Origin of the sequence: Rhodoferax sp., from assembly GCF_011391645.1 — a bacterium.
GTDB lineage: Bacteria > Pseudomonadota > Gammaproteobacteria > Burkholderiales > Burkholderiaceae_C > Rhodoferax.
This window is the reverse complement of the sequence record NZ_JAABQC010000005.1, coordinates 12,889-33,507: the sequence shown is the minus strand read 5'-3', so window position 1 is coordinate 33,507 and position 20,619 is coordinate 12,889. Positions and strand designations below refer to the sequence as shown.

21 protein-coding genes are annotated in these 20,619 nt (G+C 61.6%); 9 read left to right on the top strand and 12 right to left on the bottom strand.

Annotated features, from left to right (window positions below):
• Window positions 1-3 precede the first annotated feature (3 nt).
• From GPS82_RS01530 to GPS82_RS01505, 6 genes are all read right to left on the bottom strand, one after another.
• A complete protein-coding gene (locus GPS82_RS01530) occupies window positions 4-1,008 on the bottom strand; it encodes a class 1 fructose-bisphosphatase (protein ID WP_296490365.1) in 1,005 nt (334 codons plus the stop codon).
• A gap of 66 nt (window positions 1,009-1,074) precedes the next feature.
• Window positions 1,075-3,774, bottom strand: a complete 2,700-nt coding sequence (gene pepN, locus GPS82_RS01525; protein WP_296490364.1) for an aminopeptidase N — start codon at window positions 3,772-3,774, stop codon at window positions 1,075-1,077.
• Complete coding sequence (locus tag GPS82_RS01520) at window positions 3,758-4,453, bottom strand: HAD family phosphatase (RefSeq protein ID WP_296490363.1); 696 nt, start codon at window positions 4,451-4,453, stop codon at window positions 3,758-3,760. The genes pepN and GPS82_RS01520 overlap by 17 nt, the downstream gene beginning before the upstream one ends.
• Window positions 4,453-5,557, bottom strand: a protein-coding gene (prfB, locus tag GPS82_RS01515; protein WP_296490362.1) for a peptide chain release factor 2 whose coding sequence is annotated in 2 segments (ribosomal slippage) — window positions 4,453-5,475 and window positions 5,477-5,557 — 1,104 coding nt in all. Because the reading frame shifts where the segments join, the coding sequence is not laid out codon by codon here. The genes GPS82_RS01520 and prfB overlap by 1 nt, the downstream gene beginning before the upstream one ends.
• An 83-nt stretch (window positions 5,558-5,640) precedes the next feature.
• Complete coding sequence (locus tag GPS82_RS01510; protein ID WP_296490361.1) at window positions 5,641-6,960, bottom strand: hypothetical protein; 1,320 nt, start codon at window positions 6,958-6,960, stop codon at window positions 5,641-5,643.
• Window positions 6,961-7,065: 105 nt separating this feature from the next.
• The gene (locus GPS82_RS01505) at window positions 7,066-7,965 is read right to left on the bottom strand and encodes an alpha/beta hydrolase (RefSeq protein WP_296490359.1); all 900 of its coding nucleotides are present in this window, start codon (window positions 7,963-7,965) and stop codon (window positions 7,066-7,068) included.
• 26 nt (window positions 7,966-7,991) lie between these two features.
• Between GPS82_RS01505 and GPS82_RS01500 the strand changes: the two genes are divergently transcribed.
• The 7 genes from GPS82_RS01500 to GPS82_RS01470 all read left to right on the top strand — a co-directional run bounded on the left by GPS82_RS01500 (window position 7,992) and on the right by GPS82_RS01470 (window position 14,295).
• The gene (locus GPS82_RS01500) at window positions 7,992-9,866 is read left to right on the top strand and encodes an AMP-binding protein (RefSeq protein WP_296490357.1); all 1,875 of its coding nucleotides are present in this window, start codon (window positions 7,992-7,994) and stop codon (window positions 9,864-9,866) included.
• A gap of 74 nt (window positions 9,867-9,940) precedes the next feature.
• Window positions 9,941-10,393, top strand: a complete 453-nt coding sequence (locus GPS82_RS01495) for a MaoC family dehydratase (RefSeq protein ID WP_296490355.1) — start codon at window positions 9,941-9,943, stop codon at window positions 10,391-10,393.
• Between the two features lie 16 nt (window positions 10,394-10,409).
• Window positions 10,410-11,471, top strand: coding sequence for an aldo/keto reductase (locus GPS82_RS01490; RefSeq protein WP_296490353.1), 1,062 nt, complete (start codon window positions 10,410-10,412; stop codon window positions 11,469-11,471).
• 42 nt (window positions 11,472-11,513) lie between these two features.
• Window positions 11,514-12,239 (top strand): SIMPL domain-containing protein, encoded by a 726-nt coding sequence (locus tag GPS82_RS01485; protein WP_296490351.1) that lies wholly within the window; start codon window positions 11,514-11,516, stop codon window positions 12,237-12,239.
• A 27-nt stretch (window positions 12,240-12,266) separates the two neighbouring features.
• Window positions 12,267-12,767: an aminoacyl-tRNA deacylase gene (locus tag GPS82_RS01480; RefSeq protein WP_296490349.1), complete on the top strand. Its 501-nt coding sequence runs from the start codon at window positions 12,267-12,269 to the stop codon at window positions 12,765-12,767.
• A gap of 62 nt (window positions 12,768-12,829) precedes the next feature.
• Window positions 12,830-13,561 carry a glycerol-3-phosphate 1-O-acyltransferase PlsY gene (gene plsY, locus GPS82_RS01475; protein WP_296490348.1) on the top strand — a complete coding sequence of 244 codons (732 nt, stop codon included), beginning with the start codon at window positions 12,830-12,832 and terminating at the stop codon, window positions 13,559-13,561.
• The gene (locus tag GPS82_RS01470; protein ID WP_296490347.1) at window positions 13,558-14,295 is read left to right on the top strand and encodes an amidotransferase; all 738 of its coding nucleotides are present in this window, start codon (window positions 13,558-13,560) and stop codon (window positions 14,293-14,295) included. The genes plsY and GPS82_RS01470 overlap by 4 nt, the downstream gene beginning before the upstream one ends.
• Here the strand turns inward: GPS82_RS01470 and GPS82_RS01465 are convergent.
• From GPS82_RS01465 to GPS82_RS01455, 3 genes are read right to left on the bottom strand one after another with little or no spacing between them, the layout of a single operon-like run.
• Complete coding sequence (locus tag GPS82_RS01465) at window positions 14,281-14,763, bottom strand: pyridoxamine 5'-phosphate oxidase family protein (protein ID WP_296490346.1); 483 nt, start codon at window positions 14,761-14,763, stop codon at window positions 14,281-14,283. The genes GPS82_RS01470 and GPS82_RS01465 overlap by 15 nt on opposite strands.
• A gap of 2 nt (window positions 14,764-14,765) precedes the next feature.
• Entirely contained in the window at window positions 14,766-15,722 is a 957-nt protein-coding gene (locus tag GPS82_RS01460) for a phosphodiesterase (protein ID WP_296490345.1), read from the bottom strand.
• A 33-nt stretch (window positions 15,723-15,755) separates the two neighbouring features.
• Window positions 15,756-16,241 carry a YajQ family cyclic di-GMP-binding protein gene (locus tag GPS82_RS01455; RefSeq protein WP_296490344.1) on the bottom strand — a complete coding sequence of 162 codons (486 nt, stop codon included), beginning with the start codon at window positions 16,239-16,241 and terminating at the stop codon, window positions 15,756-15,758.
• 33 nt (window positions 16,242-16,274) lie between these two features.
• Between GPS82_RS01455 and murB the strand changes: the two genes are divergently transcribed.
• Complete coding sequence (gene murB, locus GPS82_RS01450) at window positions 16,275-17,348, top strand: UDP-N-acetylmuramate dehydrogenase (RefSeq protein WP_296490343.1); 1,074 nt, start codon at window positions 16,275-16,277, stop codon at window positions 17,346-17,348.
• Window positions 17,349-17,394: 46 nt separating this feature from the next.
• Complete coding sequence (locus tag GPS82_RS01445; RefSeq protein ID WP_296490342.1) at window positions 17,395-18,354, top strand: complex I NDUFA9 subunit family protein; 960 nt, start codon at window positions 17,395-17,397, stop codon at window positions 18,352-18,354.
• A 107-nt stretch (window positions 18,355-18,461) separates the two neighbouring features.
• Here GPS82_RS01445 and argG read toward each other — a convergent pair whose 3' ends face one another.
• The 3 genes from argG to GPS82_RS01430 all read right to left on the bottom strand — a co-directional run bounded on the left by argG (window position 18,462) and on the right by GPS82_RS01430 (window position 20,600).
• Window positions 18,462-19,805, bottom strand: coding sequence for an argininosuccinate synthase (gene argG, locus GPS82_RS01440; RefSeq protein ID WP_296490333.1), 1,344 nt, complete (start codon window positions 19,803-19,805; stop codon window positions 18,462-18,464).
• A gap of 5 nt (window positions 19,806-19,810) precedes the next feature.
• A complete protein-coding gene (locus GPS82_RS01435) occupies window positions 19,811-20,128 on the bottom strand; it encodes a pyrimidine/purine nucleoside phosphorylase (RefSeq protein WP_296490331.1) in 318 nt (105 codons plus the stop codon).
• A gap of 106 nt (window positions 20,129-20,234) precedes the next feature.
• On the bottom strand, window positions 20,235-20,600 hold the full coding sequence (locus GPS82_RS01430; protein ID WP_296490329.1) for an ArsC family reductase: 366 nt from the start codon (window positions 20,598-20,600) through the stop codon (window positions 20,235-20,237).
• Window positions 20,601-20,619 lie beyond the last annotated feature (19 nt).

The window sequence follows — 20,619 nt, the reverse complement described above, 5'->3', positions numbered from 1 at the left end:
GGCTTAGGGCTCGCTGTGGTAGCGGGTGACGCGTTCCACCTCGTTTTTGGAGCCCATGAAAACGCTCACACGCTCGTGCAGTTTGGTGGGGGTGATCTCCATGATGCGCTGCTTGCCGTTGGTAGCCATGCCGCCGGCCTGCTCGATCAGCCAGCTCATGGGGTTGGCTTCGTACATCAGGCGCAGCTTGCCGGCTTTGTCGGGTTCGCGCTTGTCCCATGGGTACAAAAAGACGCCTCCGCGGGTCAGGATGCGGTGCACGTCGGCCACCATGCTGCCGACCCAGCGCATGTTGAAGTCTTTGCCCCGCACGCCGTCCTTGCCTTGCAGGCATTCGTCAATGTAGCGCGTCACGGGTGTGGCCCAGTGGCGCTCATTGCTCATGTTGATGGCAAATTCTTTGGTGTCTTCGGGCACGCGCAGGTCTTCTTCGGTCAGGATGAAAGAGCCCTGCTCGCGGTCCAGTGTGAACACCGCCACACCATCGCCCACGGTAAGCACCAGCGTGGTTTGCGGCCCATACACGCAGTAGCCGGCGGCAACCTGCTTGGTGCCGGGCTGCAAGAAGTCCTGCTCCGACACGCCCGCGCCTTCGGGTTTGACCAGCACGCTGAAGATGGTGCCAATGCTGACGTTGACATCAATGTTGCTGGAGCCGTCCAGCGGGTCAAACATCAGCAGGTATTCACCTTGCGGGTAGCGGTTGGGCACCACGTAGATGCCCTCCATTTCCTCGCTGGCCATGGCGGCCAGGTGACCACCCCACTCGTTGGCTTCGATCAGCACCTCATTGGCGATGATGTCGAGCTTTTTCTGCATTTCGCCCTGCACGTTTTCACTCTCGGCGCTACCCATCACGTCGCCCAGAGCGCCCTTGTTGACGGCCTGGCTGATGCGTTTGCAGGCGCGCGCCACCACCTCAAGCAGCAGGCGCAACTCGGGCGGAATATGGCCTTCCAGGCGTTGCTGTTCGACCAGGTAGCGTGTCAGGAATATTCTTTTCGGCATGACAAAATTTCCAATAATGGTTGGTTGCGTGGATTTCGGACCGTGGCCTGCAACAACAGGCCGATGTTAATCTGCCAAAGCGCGGTTGACCACTTCGCGCACGTCGTTGCTCAAGTCAGATTTGGCCGCGACGCGCTTGAGGGCTTCGCAGGCGGCGTTGCGGTAGGGCTCGACCAATTTCTTCCAGCGGTCCAGCGCGCGTGCCAGGCGCGCGGCCACTTGCGGGTTGATGGCATCAAGCGCCAGCACCTGGTCAGCCCAAAATACATAACCCGCTGCGTCGGCACGGTGAAACGCGCCCGGGTTGGCACTGCAATAGCTGAAGATCACGCTGCGCGCGCGATTCGGGTTGCGAATGTGGAAGTCTGGGTGCTTGAGCAACTGGCGCACTGCCGGCAGCACCTGGCCGCCGCGGTCGGTGCAGCCCGCCTGCAGCGCAAACCATTTGTCCAGCACCAGTTCTTCTGACTTGAACAGGCTGTGAAAACGTGCCAGCGCGGGTGTGGCCAGCGCATGGCCGGTGTGCACCAGGGCGCTCAGGGCATTGAAGCGGTCGGTCATGTTGTCGGCATCCTTGAAGCGCTGGTAGGCTTTGCCGGGCCACACTGCATCGGCTGACGCGCGGGCTGCCAGGCACAGCATCGACAAGGCCAGGCCCGCCAGCGCGCGGCGGCCGCTGGACAGGGTGTCGGGGCGGTAGCCGCCGTTTTGGCAATGCGCCTCATAGGCCCACTGCCAGTCGGTCAAAAGCGCGCTCGCCAGTTGCTCACGCATGGCTTCACGCACCGCGTGGATGCGCTGCGGATCAACCACGTCGAGCTGCTCGGCGATGTAGGTCTCTGACGGTAGTGTCAGCACCAGTTCCTTGAACGCGGCGTCCAGCGTGGGGTGGCGCAGCACCGATCGCATGGCCGAAACCAAAGCCGCATCGAGGCTGCTCGCCGCAGGCCCTGCCGCCTTGACGGATTGGATGGCGCTGCGCAAGGCCAGGCGCTGGCCGGCTTCCCAGCGGTTGAACGGATCGGGGTCGTTGGCCAGCAGCGTGAGCAACTGGGCGTCGGTGTAGTCAAAGTCGATGATCACCGGGGCGCTGAAACCGCGCAGGATCGATGGCACCGGTTCTTCCGTGACGTCCTCAAACGTGATCGACTCCTTGGCCTGCGTCATGACGAACAGGTGGCTGCCACCGGCAGCAACTGAACTGCCTTGCAATTTCATGGGCAGGGCGGCACCGCCATGGGCGCCAACCAACCCCAAGCTGACCGGAATCACAAACGGCTCCTTCGCATCCTGGCCCGGCGAGGCGGGGCAGCTTTGAACAAAGTTCAGGGTATAGGTGTGTGCGGCAGCGTCATAGTGTGTGGTGGCTGCCAGTCGGGGCGTGCCGGCCTGGCTGTACCAGCGCTTGAATTGTGGCAACAGTTTGGCAAGCGAAGATTCGGGGTTGGCATCGGCAATGGCCTGCGCAAAGTCATCACAGGTCACGGCGCTGCCATCGTGGCGGGCAAAGTACAGCGTCAGCCCCAAGGCAAAACCTTCGCGCCCGACCAGGGTTTGCATCATGCGCACCACCTCGGCGCCTTTTTCGTAGATGGTGACGGTGTAGAAGTTGTTGATCTCGATGTAGCTGTCGGGCCGCACCGGGTGCGCCATCGGGCCGGCGTCTTCGGGGAACTGCGCCGTGCGCAGCACGCGCACGTCTTCAATGCGCTTGACGGCGCGGGCTGACGCGTCAGCACACAGGTCCATGCTGAATTCCTGGTCGCGGAACACCGTCAAGCCTTCCTTCAGGCTGAGCTGGAACCAGTCGCGGCAGGTGATGCGGTTGCCGGTCCAGTTGTGAAAATACTCATGGCCGACCACGCTCTCGATGTTGGCAAAGTCGACATCGGTGGCGGTGGCCTGGTTGGCCAGCACGTACTTGGTGTTGAAGACGTTGAGGCCCTTGTTTTCCATGGCGCCCATGTTGAAGTCGCTGGTGGCCACAATCATGAAACGCTCCAGGTCCAGCGGCAGGCCAAAGCGGGCTTCGTCCCAAATGACCGAGTTGACCAGCGAGTTCATGGCGTGCTCGGTCTTGTCCATGTCGCCGGGGCGCACGTAGACCTGCAGCAGGTGGTCTGTGCCGGCGCGCGAGGTGATGCGCTGCTCGCGGCACACCAGCGTGCCCGCCACCAGTGCGAACAGGTAGCAGGGCTTTTTGTGCGGGTCGACCCAGGTGGCAAAGTGGCGCCCGTCGTCCAGCAGGCCGCTCTCAAGCAGGTTGCCGTTGGAGAGCAAGACCGGGTACTTGGCTTTGTCGGCACGCAGCGTCACGGTAAAGCTGGCCATCACGTCGGGGCGGTCCAGAAAATAAGTGATGCGCCGGAAACCCTCGGCCTCGCATTGGGTAAAAAACGACTCGTTGCTGACGTACAAGCCCATCAGTTTGGTGTTCTTGGCGGGAGCGCAGGTGGTGAAAATCTCGAGTTCAAAGCTTTCGGAATCGGGCAGGTTTTCCAGCACCAGCTGGCCTGCGTCCATCTTGAACGAGGTGCCTGCGCCATTGACGAGCACGCGCGCCAGATTCAGCTCGTCGCCGTCCAGGCGCAGCGCCTGGGCCGGCACGTCGGGGTTGCGGCGCAGTGTCATTTTGTTGAGCACGCGCGTCTTGACGGGATCAAGGTCAAAGTTCAGATGAACGGTATCGATCCAATAGGCCGGAGGGGTGTAGTCGGCGCGGCGAATGACCGCGGCGGGGGCGTTTGCGTCACGAAGTGGCAACATGCAGAGTCTCCAGGAAATTCGAATTTAAGAGTTCATGGTAATCGCGCGCTGCGGCGATCACGTGGGGGCCTGCCAGTTGGTCGGCTGAATGGGCGCTGCAGATGGCGACCGCCTGCATGCCGGCGCGACGCGCCGCTTCAATGCCAAACGGGGCGTCTTCAAAAACGATGCAGCCCGCAGCCCTGGCGTTCATCCGGCGGGCGACTTCGAGAAAAATGGCAGGTTCGGGTTTGCCCGGCAGCCCTTCATCACCACCCACAATCGCCTGCGGCGCAGGTGTCAATTCCAGGTGCGACATGGCGAAAGCAATGTTGTGCTGGTCACCGGCTGTGCCCACGCCCAGCTTCAAGTTGAGAGCCAGGGCTTGCGCATAAAACGCCTTGAAGCCCGCCACCTCGGCAAACACCGGGCCGAACAGCTCGCGGTAAATCTGCTCTTTTTTGGCTATCAGGGCCCAGGCCTCGTCGTTGGCCAGGTCGCGCTGAAACAGTTCGCGCATGCACTCGGCCCCGGTGCGCCCGGTGGTGCGGCGCATCAGGTCGTCAATCTCAATGCTCAGGCCGTGCTGGCGGGCAAAGATCTCCCAGCTTTGGGCGTGGTAACCCATCGAGTCGATCATGGTGCCGTCCATGTCGAAGATCAGGGCTTCGACACGGCCCGGGATTTTGGCAGCAGCCATCAAACGCCCTGCTTCAAGGAGGCTTCAATGAATTGGTCCAAATCACCGTCCAGCACCTTCTGCGTGGCTGAGGTCTCGTAGTTGGTTCGCAGGTCCTTGATGCGGCTGTTGTCGAGCACATAGCTGCGAATCTGGTGGCCCCAACCCACGTCGGTTTTGCCGTCTTCGAGCTTTTGCTGCTCTTCTTGCTGCTTGCGCAATTCGAAGTCGTACAGCTTGGAGCGCAGGCGCTTCCAGGCGATGTCGCGGTTGCCGTGCTGGCTGCGACCGTCCTGGCACTGCACCACAATGCCGGTGGGCAGATGGGTCAGGCGCACCGCCGAGTCGGTCTTGTTGATGTGCTGGCCACCGGCGCCGCTGGCACGGTAGGTGTCGGTGCGCACGTCGGAGGGGTTGATATTGATCTCGATCGAGTCGTCAATCTCGGGGTAGACAAACACGCTGGCAAAGCTGGTGTGGCGGCCACCCGACGAGTCAAACGGGCTTTTGCGCACCAGCCGGTGTACGCCAGTCTCGGTGCGCAGCAGGCCAAAGGCATATTCGCCCTCCACCTTGAACGACGCGCCCTTGATGCCGGCGGTGTCGCCCGGCGTTTCGTCTTCGATCTCGGTCTTGAAGCCCTTGCGCTCGCAGTAGCGCAGGTACTGGCGCAGCAGCATGCTGGCCCAGTCGCAGGCCTCGGTGCCGCCCGCGCCAGACTGGATGTCAACAAAACAGTTCAGCGGATCGGCCGGGTTGTTGAACATGCGGCGGAACTCCAGGCCCTTGACGATGTCTTCGAGCTTGGCGACTTCTTCTTCAATGTGATGCAGGCCGGCCTCATCGCCTTCTTCCTTGCTCATCTCGAACAGTTCGGTGTTGTCCGCGAGTTCGCTCTCTAATTCGCTGATGGTCACCACCACGCCGTCGAGCGCTTTTTTCTCCCGGCCCAACTCCTGGGCGCGCTTGGGGTCGTTCCAGACGCTGGGGTCTTCGAGCGAGGCGTTGACGGTTCTCAGGCGTTCAAACTTGGCATCGTAGTCAAAGATACCCCCGTAATTCAAGGGTACGGGCGGTCAAATCGGCCAATTGGGTGCCAAGGGCGTTGATGCGTTCTGCTTCCATGATGCGGGTCCTGATTTTGATGAATTGTCAAATAACCCGGCATTTTCTCACGTCGTCAGCATCTCCTTCATCATTGGGCCAACTCAGCCCCCAAACAGGCCTTTGAGGGCTTTGCCCACGTCTGGCAGGCCGGGAATGCCGATGGGCGGTTTGTTGCCCGAGTCAGCGGGTGCCGCCTCTTCTGTCTGGCTGCGGGCAGGCCTGCCAGATCCCGCTGCGGCAGCTTCTTCACCCAGCATGACCATGGTCATGGCTTTGACGCGAATCTTGGCCGCCCACTCCGGTTCCCAGGCAATGCGCTTGTCGGCGGGGCGGGGTGGATGCGCCAGGTTGAGTTCCTGGCCATAGGCAATGCCGCGCAACATGGCGCCTTCGGCTTTGGCAAAAATTCCGGCTGGAATGGCGCAATCGGTCTTGTTGGCGGGCAGCAGGACCTTTTCCCTGAGCCACTTGTCCACATTGGCGTTGCTGGCGTAGTCCATCAGGCCCCAGCCCGGCTCAGGCACCTCGGATGAACTCCAGATCACCATCTCGGTGGCGCCCGCGTTGTCGCTGCCGCTCATGGCGTTCAAAAAATAGGCTTGCGCGGTGGGCAGACTTTGCCAGCTGAGCCTCGTGGCGCCAGCCCCGCCACCCTGGCTGATCAGGGCCAGTTTGGGCATGAAATCCTGCTGCTGGCCAACGGCAAATTGCAGGCTGGCAGGCAACCCGTCGCCGGTCAGTGCGTGCTGTCCAACCAGGGAGGCTTGCGGCGGTACTTTCTGGCGGTGTGTCTCGTTGGGCCAGACCGCGTGCCCGGGAATGGCCTTGGCGCCGGTGTCGCGCGTGGCGCGGCCCATCATGAACTTACCGTAATCCTCAACGCCAGCTTTGGCAAAGTCCAGAATGCGCGGCTGGCCGGGGCGCACGCTGTCGCTGCAGCCCCAGTAAAACAGAATGCGGCCTTTGGGTTGCTCAGGCACTTCGTCCACGCTGCCACCGCGCTGGCCTGGCCGCTCGGCTTGCGCCTTGACGGGCAATAGCGTCAGGCTCGGGCCCATGCCCTGACCGCTCGGAATGGCCTGAACAGCCTCGGGCCCGGCAGGCTTGCGTTGTGATTGAACCGCCAGGTCCAGCCAGCGGCCGGGCATCATGCCGCGGGTGGCGCCAAAACTGACGCCGCCCAAGCCAGGCATACCGGCCATGCCACCCAGCAATCCGCCCAGGGCGCCCATGTCGGGCAGGTCGTCCATGCCTGCCATGGAGATCGTTGCCACATCCATCCAATACTGCGCCACAGGCGGCTTGACCACCTGGTTTTGGGCTGATGCTACCCCGCAGCACGCAAGCACGGCCGCCGCAGCCAAAGGTCTGGCCCAAGTGTTTGGGGGGTGACAGGGGCGTGATGTCAATGCATTCTTCATGTATGACCTCCTCGGGTAATGACTGGAATATGTTCCCGGCAAATAGCCTACCACTGCCAAAACTTAAACGCCACTGATTTTTATGGCTGAGCCAGTCTGGCTGGGTTAAAGAAAGCCTTCAATCAAGGCGGCCACGGCCTGCGGCTGGTCATGGTGCAGCATGTGGCCGCAGTCAGGCACTTGCACAATCTCAAGATTGGCCACCGAGTTCATGCGCTCGCGGTGCTCTGCATGGGTGAATTTCCCCTTCCACCAATGTGCCATGCTGTCGTCCTCGGCCTCCACCATCAACGTCGGGGCCTTGATATTGCGGAAGATGGCCAGCACCTCATCAACCCGGTAAAGCTGGGCACTGGTGACCTTGTGGGCCGCTTCGCCCAGAATGGACCACTGGCCGGGAGTCAACTCGGCCGCCCAGTGGCCGGCCAGCCAGTGTGCCTTGTCGGCGCCCAGGCGGGCGTTGGTTTTCATCAGACGGCGCGCCACAGCCTCGCGGGAATCGTAGGTTTTCAGGTGCAGCGCACCGCCGCGCAGCCGCCTGACCTCGTCCATCCACTGCGCATACCGGCCAGGCGCGTGTTCCGGCCGGGTGGCTGGCATGCCAAAGCCTTCCAGATTGACCAGCCGGCGCACCCGCTCGGGCCGCACCCCGGCGTAGATCATGGCCACGTTGCCGCCCATGCTGTGGCCGACCAGATCAACGCCCTGGCCCGGTGCGTAGTGGTCCAGCAGCGCGTCAAGGTCGGCCAGGTAATCGGGGAACCAGAACGCGTCGGCGCCGCCAGACCGGGTCAGGCCAAAGCCGCGCCAGTCCGGGGCGATGATAAAGTGCTGGCCGGCCAGGGCATCGACCACAAACTGGAAGCTGGCTGCCACGTCCATCCAGCCGTGCAGCAGCACCAGCGGCGTTTTGCCTGCAGCGGGATGGCCCCAGCGCCGCACGTGGTAATTGAGACCGCGAATAGGGGCAAACTCGCTATGGGAAATTCTCTGGATTGGGTACATTTGACGGATCATAAGGAGTCATCGCCATGACAGTCAGTCAATACAGCGACAAAGCAGCTGGGCCAAAGTCCGGTGGCGTGGTGTGCGCCTGGGATTTCCCAAACACCTACGCCAGATTGCACGGCGCGTTTGCCTGGCAGGTGCCGGTGCATTTCAACATGGCGCAAGCCTGTTGCGCGCGCTGGGCAGCGCAGCCAAACACCGCAAACAACATCGCTGTCCAGACCTGCCAGCCCGGGGCTGAAAGCACATCCCACTCTTTTTCCAAACTGCAAGAGCGGGCCAATCGCCTGTCCAACGCGCTGGTCGGCATGGGCGTGCAGCCGGGTGACCGGGTTGCCATCGTGATGCCGCAGCGATTCGAAACCGCCGTGGCCTACATCGCAGTGCTGCAAATGGGCGCCGTCGCGATGCCGCTGTCGCAATTATTCGGCCCGGAGGCGCTGGCGTTTCGGCTGCAGGACAGCGCCGCGGTGGTGGCCATTGGCGACGCACAGACGCTGGCCAATGTGCAGGCAGTTCGTACCCAATGCCCGGCTTTGCGCAAGGTGTTGGGGGTGGGGCTCGACATGGCGACGCAACACCTGGCTGATACAACCTATGCCAAGGCGCTTGGGGCTGCCAGCAACAAGTTTGCCATGGTGGCCACACGCTCCGACGCCCCGGCAATCTTGATTTACACCAGCGGCACCACCGGAAACCCCAAGGGTGCGTTGCTACCGCACCAGGCGCTGATCGGCAACCTGACCGGTTTTCTATGCAGCCAGAACTGGTTCGGCTTTGAGATGGCCGCGCAAGCCGAACCCGTTGAGCGCTTGCGCGGGTTGACCAACCCCGACCTTGTGCCAACTGGCTCGCAAGCCATCTTCTGGAGTCCGGCTGACTGGGCCTGGACCGGCGGTCTGATGGACGCGCTGTTGCCCTCTCTTTATTTTGGCCGCCCGATCGTGGCGTTCAATGGCCGCTTCAGCCCGCAAGCCGCGCTGGAACTGCTGCGCGACTGCCGTGTCACGCACACCTTTTTGTTCCCGACCGCGCTCAAGGCCATGATGAAGGCCTTCCCGGGCAGCGCCAGCCAGACGGTCAATCAGCAGTTTGACCTGAAGCTGCAAGCCATCATGAGCGCCGGCGAGGAGGTGGGGGACGCGGTGTTTGACTACTGCCAGGCGCAATTGGGCGTGACGGTCAATGAAATGTTTGGCCAGACCGAGATCAACTACATCGTGGGCAACTGCGCTGCCCTATGGCCACCCAAGCCCGGCAGCATGGGCATGGGCTACCCCGGCCACCGGCTGGCGGTGATCGATGATTACGGCAACGAGTGTGCCGAGGGCGTGGCGGGTGACGTGGCGGTCAATCGCCATGACATCCACGGTCAGCCCGACCCCATTTTCTTTCTGGGCTACTGGAAGAACGCAGCCTCCACGCTGGCCAAGTTCACCGGGGACTGGTGCCGCACCGGCGACCTGGCCAGCCGGGATGCCCAGGGTTATCTTTGGTACCAGGGCCGCAGTGACGACGTGTTCAAGTCAGCGGGTTACCGCATCGGCCCGGGTGAGATCGAGAACTGCCTGGTCAAGCACCCGGCCGTGGCCAACGTGGCAGTGGTGCCCAAGCCCGACGCCGCACGCGGCGCGGTGGTCAAGGCCTTTGTGGTGCTGGCGCCAGATTTTCTGGCTGCCCGCGCGAGCTACCCGGGAACGCAGGCGCAATTTGAGGCTGAACTCGTGGAGCAACTGCAAACCCACGTCAGGGACAAACTGGCGCCCTATGAATACCCCAAGGAGATCGAGTTTCTGGATGCCCTGCCCATGACCACCACCGGCAAGGTGCAGCGCCGCGTGCTGCGCTTGCAGGAAGAGGCGCGGGCTCAGGCGCTTGCCACTGGCCACGTTGCTTGACACCTGGCCGATACTGATGCGCGCAGCCAAGCTTTTGACCCAAATTTACACGGCATGAAAAGATAGAAAACACCATGAATGAACAAAGCGGCTACGACATCGAAGACCTGCAAGTCGGCATGACCGGCACCTTTGCCAAGACCATCACGGAGGCCGACATTCTGATTTTTGCGGGCGTCTCGGGCGACGTCAACGCGGTTCACCTGAATGAAGAATATGCTGCCAGCACGCCTTTCAAGGGCCGCATTGCCCACGGCATGTTGTCTGCCAGCCTGATTTCGGCGGTATTGGCCAACCGCCTGCCAGGGCCGGGCACGGTTTACCTGGAGCAAAGCTTGAAGTTTCTTAACCCGGTGCGCCCTGGTGACACGGTTAATGCCACCGTGCAGGTGCTTGAAATTAACGAGGCGCGCTGCCGCGTGCTGCTGCAAACCATTTGCAGCGTCAATGGGGCAGCGGTGATTGAGGGCACGGCACAGGTCAAGGTTGGCTCCTCTGTGCGCCGTGCTGCCAAGGCGGCTGCCTGATCGCAATCGAAGCAACATGAAAAGCATTCAACTGGGTCAGAGCGACCTGCAAGTGACCCCAATTTGCCTGGGCACCATGACCTTTGGCGAGCAGGTCGACGAGGCCACGGCCTTTGACATCCTGGACCGTTCGCTCGAGCGTGGTGTCAACTTTATCGACACCGCCGAAATGTATGCGGTACCACCGCGTGCCGAAACCTTCAACGCCACTGAGAAAATCATTGGCAAGTGGCTCAGCAAGCGCCCGGGCGCCCGGCAAAAACTGGTGCTGGCGACCAAGGTGGCGGGCCCGTCGCGCAACATGCCGTGGATTCGCGGTGGCAGCCCGGATTTGACCGTCGACGACATTCTGCAAGCCTGTGACGGCAGCTTGAAGCGTTTGCAGATCGATGTGATTGACCTGTACCAGATTCATTGGCCGGTGCGTAGCGTGCCCGCGTTTGGCGGCATTTATTACCAACCCAAAGCGGACGAAGGCACATCCATTCACGCCCAGCTGGAGGCTTTGCACAAGCTGGTTCAAGCCGGCAAGGTGCGCGCCGTGGGCTTGTCGAACGAGACGCCGTATGGGGTGCACGAATTTGTGCGGCTGGCTGAGCAGTATGGTCTGCCGCGCGTTGCCACGGTGCAAAACTGCTACAGCTTGCTCAACCGCAGTGTCGAAAACGCGTTGGATGAAACCTTGCATCACTTGGGCGTGTCGCTGCTGGCTTATTCGCCGTTGTCGTTTGGTTTGCTGACGGGAAAATATGACAGCACAGGTTTGACCGGCCACGGCGCACCGGCACAGGCCCGGTTGACCAAGTTTGAGTCTTCACGCAAGCAGCGCTGGGGTCGCCCAGAGGCGCTGGCTGCGGCCAAACGCTACAGTGCATTGGCCCGAGCGCACGGCCTGACACCGCTGCAGTTGGCACTGGCCTTTTGCTACACCAAGTGGCAAGTGGCCAGCACCATCATTGGTGTCACATCGGTGGCGCAGCTTGACGAGTGTCTGAACGCCTGGGGCACGCTGCTTTCAAAAGACCTGTTGGCCCAGATTGACGCCATTCGCTGGGAATTGCGCGACCCGGCGCAGTAGGGCGGGCCTTCGCGCGTGAATGACCTGAATAGGAAGCACCTCATGAACCAATTTTTCCCTCGGCTGATGGCCGCATTTTTGGTGGGCCTGGGCATTGCCATCGCCGGTTTTGCCGTGGGTCATGGCCTGGAGCGCTTTCGCATGTCGGACCGTTCGGTCACGGTCAAGGGCTTGGCCGAAATGGAAGTACAGAGCGACTTTGCGGTCTGGACACTGTCCTTTCGCCGCGCGGGCAGCGACTTTGGCGGCGTGCAGCAGGCGCTGTCGGCAGACCGCGACAAGGTGATGGCGTTCCTGAAAACCCGCGGTTTCGCCGATGCAGAGGTGGAGGCCAGGCCGCTGCAGGTGCAAGACCTCTTTGCGCGCGAGTACGCGCAGGGCAATCAGCCGTTGCGCTTCAACGGCACCGGCCAGGTGCTGGTGAAGTCGGCGCGGGTGACCGATGTCGAAGCTGCGGCGCGCGCGGTTGATCCATTGATTCAGGCTGGCGTGCAGTTGGGCGGCGAGGGCAACGGGCAAAGCGGTCCGCGCTTTCAGTTGCGCGGCTTTAACGACGTCAAGGCGCCGCTGCTGGCTGAGGCCACACGCAACGCCCGTGAGCAGGCGACCAAGTTTGCTGCCGAAGCGGGCGCCGAACTTGGTCCGCTGAAAAATGCCAATCAAGGCGTGATTCGCATCACCGGCGACGATGGCAATGATTTTGACAACGGCAGCTCGCGCCTGAAGCGGTTGCGGGTGGTGAGTACCTTTGAGTACGAGTTGAAGTAAACCCAGTCACCTGGCTGGAAAAAACGTATGGCCAAAAAAGAGCACGTCAGCGAAACCCCGGCAACCCAGCTTTTAAAGCGCCATCAGGTCGCCTTCAGCGAGCACCCTTACGAGTATCTGGAGCATGGCGGTGCGCTGCACAGCTCGGCCGAACTGGGCTGGGATCCTTTTCATGTGGTCAAAACCCTCATCATGCAAGACCAGGACGCCAAGCCGCTGGTGGTGTTGATGCACGGCAACCGGAAAGTGTCGACTAAAAACCTGGCGCGCCAGATCGGCGCCAAGTCGGTGGAGCCCTGCGCGCCCGAGGTGGCCAACCGGCACAGCGGCTATCTGGTGGGTGGCACATCGCCATTTGGCACACGGCGCGCCATGGCGGTGTATGTTGAGTCCACCATTTTGGCGTTGCCCAAAATCTTGATCAACGGCGGACGGCGCGGTTATTTGGTGGGAATTGATCCGCAAGTGTGCGTGACCTTGCTGGCTGCCAAACCGGTGCAGTGCGCGCTGGCCGAGGTGTTGACCTGACACTGGCAAAATAGCGCCATTGCGCCCAAGCCTTTGGGCATCCAGGAGTTGATTTGGAATCCATGCAGAGTTTTTTGCCGCTGTTGGCGGTGTTGGCCGGCTACCTGGTCGGGTCGCTGTCTTTTGCGGTCATTGTCAGCCGCGCCATGGGCTTGAGTGACCCGCGCACTTTTGGCAGTAAAAATCCGGGCGCCACCAATGTGCTGCGTTCTGGCAGCAAGGCGGCCGCCATCCTCACGCTGTTGCTCGATGCGGCCAAGGGCTGGTTGCCGGTGATGCTGGTCAAGTGGTACGGCTCGGCTTACGGGCTGGGCGACGGAACCATGGCGCTGGTGGGCCTGGCCGCATTTTTGGGCCATGTGTTTCCGGTGTTTTTCAAATTTGCCGGTGGCAAGGGCGTGGCGACGGCATTGGGCGTGTTGCTGGGTTTCAGCGGCTGGCTGGGGCTGGCCGTGGCCCTGATCTGGCTGCTGATGGCGGCTGTCTTTCGTTTTTCTTCGCTGGCTTCCATCACGGCAGCACTGTTGGCCCCGGTGGTGTACGTGCTGGGCAATGGCGGGCTGTGGATGATGAGCAAGAGTGTGGCATTGAGTGTGGCGGTGATGTCGCTGTTTTTGCTCTACCGGCATGCCGAGAACATCAACCGGCTAATCAAGGGAACTGAATCGAGGCTGGGTAAAAAGGCGGACGCTGGCTTGGTTACGCACGCGCCAGCGCATGGGCCCGCCAAGCACGGCCACCGGCACCCGCCTCGGTCCGATCAAAAATCTCACCCCAAAGGTGACCAGCCATGAAGCTCTGTATTCTTGATAATGATTTTCTGGACCCCGCGGTTGAGTCAACCTACATCGGCTATGGCGCCATGTTCGAGCGCCTGTTGCGCCAGGCCGGGGCCGAGGGCACATTTGACATTTTCAACACCGTCAGGGGCGAGTACCCGGACTCGTTTGATGGCTACGACGCAGTGCTGCTCACCGGCAGCAAGGCTGATTCTTTCTCTCAGGAGCCCTGGGTGCTCAAGCTCAGGGAACAGGTGGAGGCGCTGTTGAGGACCAAAAAGAAACTCATTGGCGTTTGTTTTGGCCACCAGTTGATTGCCCTCTGCCTGGGTTCGAAAGTGGCGCGCGCGCCGCAGGGTTGGGGCGCTGGACGCATGCAGTACCAATGGCTGGCAGCTGATTTACCGCAGGCGCAGGGCCGCCACGAGGTGGCCTTGCTGGCCAGCCATCAGGACCAGGTGTTTGACTTGCCCAGTGGCGCCAGGCTGCTGGCCACCAGCGACTTTTGCCCGGTGGCGGCCTTTGCGGTGGATGACCACGTGTTTTGCGTGCAGCCTCACCCCGAGTTTGTCGAAGACTACAGCGCTTTTTTGCTCAACAAGCGTCGCACCCAATTGGGTGAGGAAAAGTACCAGTCCTGCACCCAGGGACTGGCCCTGGGGCACGACGGCGTGGCGGTGGCGCGCATGATGGTGGCGTTCATCAACAACGGCCAGGAAAAGCCCGCGGCCCCTTCACAAAGGCCTTAGCAGACTGGCCAGTTCGTCGGCTTCCAGCGGCCGGGCTGCGCCAAAGCCAGCCACCTGGCGCGCCGCCTTGGGGTAGATGGCGACAAAGCTGAAATCACCCAGCTGCGTCATGGCCTCGGCCTCCGGAAAGCGCGCCAGATAGGCTTGGCGCGCGTCCTGCCAGCCGGGGCTCTCGGGCTGCAGCCGCGCGGCTGTGCCATCCATGGAAACGCGCGGCAGGGCGTGCACCGGCTCATCCGCGGTTTCGGGCTGCATCACCATCAGCGATACCGCGGGGTTGGTGAGCAAGTTGCGCGTGTGCGGCGCCAGCAGGCTCACGTGAATGACCAGGCAGGCAGCCTTGGGGTCAATGGCAAATGGCACCATCGACACAAATGGCTCGCCCTTGGCGCTGAGGGTGCCCAGGCTGGCCACGCGCTGGCGCCTGAGCATGTCGCGCAGGGCGCGATTCAGACGCGGTTCATGCATGTTCAGATGGATCGTGTGCCCAGTTGCAGGATCAGGTGGTGGTTGACACGCTCCTGAACCATTGACGCGGGCAGGGCGGCGCTGATGACCGGTTTGCCGCTGGCGCTTGAATGCAGGGCGGGCGGGCGCATCAGCAAGCCTTTGTCGCTGAGCACAATGGCCACGTCGGGACGGTTGTCCTGCTGGCTGCGGCGCAGCACCACGCCAATGCTGGCGTCGTCAAGCTGCACAAATGTGCCCGGTGGAAACAGGCCGACGACATGCACCAGTGTTTCGCCCACCTGGTTGTTCTGGGTATTGCCAATTTTCAGGATGCTTTTGGCCGACTCGGATGCGCTGCGACCCTCGCGTGACAGCCGGGGGCTGATCATGGCGGCATAGCGGTCAACCACATTCAGCATGTGTGCCAGGCGCCGGGGCGGCGGCAGGCTCAACAAATTCTGGCTGAAGGGCTGAACCTGGTGATGCTCTTGCACCGTTTGCAGCCAGAGCGCATTTTGCACGTCCAGGTCGCGCAACAACTGAGCCCCGGCTGCCTCGTGGGCCTGCAAGGCGACCTCCTGCTCAGGGGTTGGCCGACCGCTCTGGATGGCCAACTGGTCCTGCAGTTTGGTCATGGCAATGTTCATGGTCAGCGCGGCGTGCACCAGGCTGTCGCGCTCGTGCTGCGGCAGTTGAACCTCCTGCGCGACCAGATGGCACAACACGGCGCACACCAGCGCGTGGGAAGGGCTGTAGCCCGCGGGCGAGTGTGAGGCCAACTGGAACAGCAGGTACAGCGCAACGTCGGTGTCGTACTGGATCAGGTTTTGCATCCAGCGGTCGTATTGCTCAACGCGGGCTGAAAACTCCTGCACCTTGAACGGGTAGCTCAGAAGCATGGCCAGGCCTGACTCAAGGTCGGACCAAAGGCCCAGCAGGTCTTCGTATTCGTCTTCAGACTTGAGGATAAAACTCATGGTGAACGGGCCGCGCAGGCAAGGCAGGCGTGCTCAATCGCGAAAGTTGTCAAAGCTCAGCGGAATGTCGGTGATTTCCTTGCGCATCAGCGCCATGGCGGCCTGCAGGTCGTCGCGCTTGGTGCCGCTCACACGCAATTTGCCGTCCTGGATGGCGGCCTGCACCTTGATCTTGCTGTCCTTGATGATGCGCTGGATTTTCTTGCCCAACTCGGTCTCGATGCCGTCACGCACCTTGATGACCTGCTTGACCTTGTCACCCCCCATTTTTTGCACATCACCCTTGTCCAGAAAACGCACGTCCACGTTGCGTTTGGTGAGCTTGTTGCGCAGGATGTCCTCGATCTGGCTGAGCTGGAAGTCAGCGTCGCCAATCAGCGTGATCTCCTTGTCCTTGAGCTCGATGGCAGCCGGCGTGCCCTTGAAGTCAAAGCGGGTGGTGATTTCCTTGGTGGTGTTTTCAATGGCGTGTTTCACATCGACCATGCTGGCTTCGCAAACGGTATCAAAAGAGGGCATAGGGGTTCTCGCTAAATGTTCGACAATCCCGCCATGTTAGTCCAGAAAAACGTTCCCCTTCAGCCTTTTAACACCTTCCACATCGTGGCCAAGGCCCATGCCCTGGTGCGCATCAGCGGTGAATCCGATGTGCAGGCTTTGCTGGCAGATCCCAAATGGGCCGCGAGCCCGAAATTTGTGCTCGGTGGCGGCAGCAACATCGTGCTCACCGGAGATGTGAAGCCGCTGGTGCTGAAAGTCGAGGTGATGGGCCGGCGCCTGGCACAAGAAACCGCAAAGGCCTTTATCGTGGAGGCCGGCGCCGGTGAAGACTGGCATGACTTTGTCACCTGGACGCTGGAATCGGGCTACCCCGGGCTGGAAAACATGGCCCTGATTCCGGGCACCGTGGGTGCCTCACCGGTGCAAAACATTGGCGCCTACGGGGTTGAACTGCAGGACCGCTTTGATTCGCTGGATGCCATTGATCTGCAGACCGGGCAGATATTCACCCTGAATGCGGCGCAATGCGCGTTTGGCTACCGCGACTCGGTGTTCAAGCACACCAGCGCTTCAGACGCCACGGTGGGTCATCAGGCCGTGGGTCTGAAGGACCGGGCGCTGATTTTGCGCGTGCGTTTTGCCCTGCCCAAGCCCTGGAAGCCGGTGCTGGGGTATGCCGACATTGACAAGAAAATGGCTGAGCAAGGTGTCACCCAGCCCACAGCCCGCCAGTTGTATGACTGGGTGTGCGCCATTCGCCGCGCCAAACTGCCCGACCCCGACGTGACCGGCAACGCCGGCAGTTTCTTCAAGAATCCCACCGTAAGCCCCGAGCAATGTGCCGACATCATTGCCCGCGACCCCAAGGTGGTGCACTATGTGCTGGCCGATGGATCGGTCAAACTGGCTGCGGGCTGGCTGATCGATGCCTGCGGCTGGCGTGGCAAGTCGGTCGGGCAGGCCGGAGTTTATGAAAAACAGGCGCTGGTGCTGGTTAATCGTGGCAGTGGCGTGGATGGCTCGGGTGCCACGGGCGGTGAGGTCATGACACTGGCCAAAGCGATCCAGACCAGCGTGTACGAACGCTTTGGCATTCTGCTTCAAACCGAGCCGGTTATCATTTAATCGGTCCCAGGGCAGCGCTTTTTCACTTTTAACGCATCATCAATTTATGAAAAAAATCATTGTTTTAGGCGGTACCGGCTTTGTTGGTACCCATCTGTGTGAAAAATTGGCGCGCGAGGGCTGGCAGGTAACCGTACCAACGCGGCGGGCCATCAATGCCAAAGCCGTCATGCATTTGCCCCGCCTCACGGTGCGGCAGATTGACGTGCATGACGAGGCCGCCCTGACGCAGGCAGTGGCCGGGCATGACGCGCTGGTGAATCTGGTTGCCATATTGCACGGCACGCAGGCGGCTTTCGAGCACGCGCACGTGGCCTTGCCGCGAAAAATTGCGCACGCCTGTCTGGCCGCGGGTGTTGGTCAGGTGGTGCACATCAGTGCCCTGGGCGCAGATTCTCTGCAGCCCACGCTGGCGCCGTCCATGTACCTGCGCAGCAAGGGGGAGGGCGAGGCGGTGCTGGTGCAGGCGGCCATGGGCGGCAGCGCCGGGGACGCAGCGCAGGCCGGGTTCGATCTAAGCATCCTGCGACCCAGCGTGGTTTTTGGTGAAGGTGACAAATTTTTGAACATGTTTGCCAAGCTGCAAAAGGTGCTGCCGATGGTGCCGCTGGCGGGCGCCGATGCCAAATTTCAGCCAGTGTGGGTGGAAGACTTGGCTATGGCTGTGGTGCGCTGCCTGTCCGGTGCCAGCGCGCAGCCGTCGCCGCGCGTGATCGAGGCCTTTGGCCCGGAGGTGCTGACCCTGAAGCAGTTGGTACAGATATCCGCACAACTCAGCGGTACGGGCGGCGGCATGGGCCGGTTGGTGATTCCGCTGCCGGCGTGGGCAGCGCGGCTTCAGGCCACCGTGATGGGCATGGCCCCGGGCGAGCCAATGATGAGCCTGGACAACCTGGAATCAATGAAGGTCGACAACGTCGCCACTGGCAAGCACCCGGGCCTCGATTCGCTCGGCATCAAGGCATCGGCCGTGCGCCCCATTGCCCGGCAATACCTCGGGCGTTAGGCAGCCATCGGCCCGAGGCGGGCCTCCTGCAAGATGTACCTGACCCGTTGTAGGAGCGGCGCCCTCGCCGCGATGGGCTTTCGTCCGCGGGGAAAACGCCTGACTTATCAGCGTTTGCTCTCGCTGGTAAGGCTGAGCAGGTCGCCACCGCCGCCCAGTGACAGCAGGCCGGACTTGGCATAAATGCCCAGTTTGGCGCGGGTGTCCACGATGTCGAGGTTGCGCATGGTCAGCTGGCCAATGCGGTCAGCGGGAGAAAACGGCGCGTCTTCCACCTTTTCCATGCTCAGGCGCTCGGGCGCATAGGTCAGGTTGCTTGACTCGGTGTTGAGCAGCGAATAATCATTGCCGCGGCGCAGTTCCAGCGTCACTTCGCCAGTCACGGCGCGCGCCACCCAGCGCTGTGCGGTCTCCCTCAGCATGATGGCTTGTGAATCGAACCAGCGGCCCTGGTACAGCAGGCGGCCCAGTTTGCGGCCGTTGTCGCGGTACTGCTCGATGGTGTCTTCGTTGTGGATGCCGGTCACCAAGCGCTCGTAGGCGATGAACAGCAGCGCCAGCCCGGGAGCCTCGTAGATGCCCCGGCTCTTGGCCTCGATGATGCGGTTCTCGATCTGGTCGCTCATGCCCAGGCCGTGGCGCCCGCCAATGCGGTTGGCTTCCAGGATCAGGCTGACCAGGTCGGGGTATTCGATGCCGTTCAAGGCCACCGGGCGGCCTTCTTCAAAGCGCACCGTTACCTCTTCGGCTTTCACGACGCAGTCGTCACGCCAGAACGGCACGCCCATGATCGGGTTGACGATGCGCATGCCGCAGTTCAGGTTTTCCAGGTCCTTGGCCTCGTGCGTGGCGCCGAGCATGTTGGAATCAGTGCTGTAGGCTTTTTCGGCACTCATCTTGTAGCCAAAACCATGCTCGGTCATGAACGCCGACATTTCCGCGCGGCCGCCGAGTTCGTCAATGAAGGCTTGGTCCAGCCAGGGCTTGTAAATCTTGAGAGACGGGTTGGTGAGCAGGCCGTAGCGGTAAAAGCGCTCGATGTCGTTGCCCTTGAAGGTGCTGCCGTCGCCCCAGATGTTGACGTCGTCTTCTTTCATCGCCGCCACCAGCATGGTGCCGGTCACGGCGCGGCCGATGGGCGTGGTGTTGAAGTAGGTCACGCCGGCGGTGCTGATGTGAAAGGCGCCGCTTTGCAGCGCCGCCAGGCCCTCGGCTGCCAGTTGGCTACGGCAGTCGATCAGGCGGGCCTTTTCTGCGCCGTATTCCATCGCCTTGCGCGGAATCTCGTCGTAATCGGTCTCGTCGGGCTGGCCCAGGTTGGCGGTGTAGGCGTAGGGCAGGGCGCCCTTGAGTTTCATCCAGTGCAGCGCGGCGCTGGTGTCGAGGCCGCCGGAGAAGGCGATGCCGACCTTTTGGCCGGCGGGAATGTTTTGAAGGATGGTGGCGCTCATGGGGTTCAACCGAAGTGGCAGATGTAGTGGTAGGGCTCGGTGACGCGAATGTCGAATTGGGCATTGCCGGGAATGCTGAAGTTTTCACCGGGGCCGGATGTGATCCACGCCTCGGTGCCAGCCAGCCTGTATTCGCAGCTGCCGGCCACACATTCCATGACCTCGGGGGCGCCGGTGTTGAAGGTCAGGGTGGCGGGCAAAATCACGCCGACTGTTTTTTTTGTGCCATCGGCAAACGTGATGCTGTGGCTGACGCACTTGCCGTCGAAGTAAACGCTCGCTTGCGCGGTGACGGACACGCCGTCAATTTGAGTGGTGGTCATGCTGAAGGTGCTTTTGATCGGTGAAAAACAACGATTTTAGGGGAGTGGTCATGTTGCCAAGGGCACGGCTCGCCGCGCATTGCTCACCATGACCGCATTTTGGGTTTTAAGGCACCGCGCGGGCGGCAAATACCGCCGCATCAAAGCCCACGCTGACCTGGCCGTTGGGCCACACCACGACGGGTCGTTTGATCACGCTGGGCTGGGCCAGCATCAGCGTCGTGGCCGAAGGCGCGTCCACGACGGCCAGTCGCGCGGCTTCGTCGAGTTTGCGCCAGGTGGTGCCCTTGCGGTTGAGCAACAGTTCCCAGCCTGCAGCGCTCAGCCAACCCGGCAATTGCGCGGTGGGAACGCCTTGCTTCTTGAAATCATGGAACGCATGGGCCAGGCCATGCTCGGTGAGCCAGCTGCGCGCTTTTTTGACCGAGTCGCAGTTTGCAATGCCATAAACAGTGATGATGGGGGTATTCATGGCCCCTATCATGCCATTG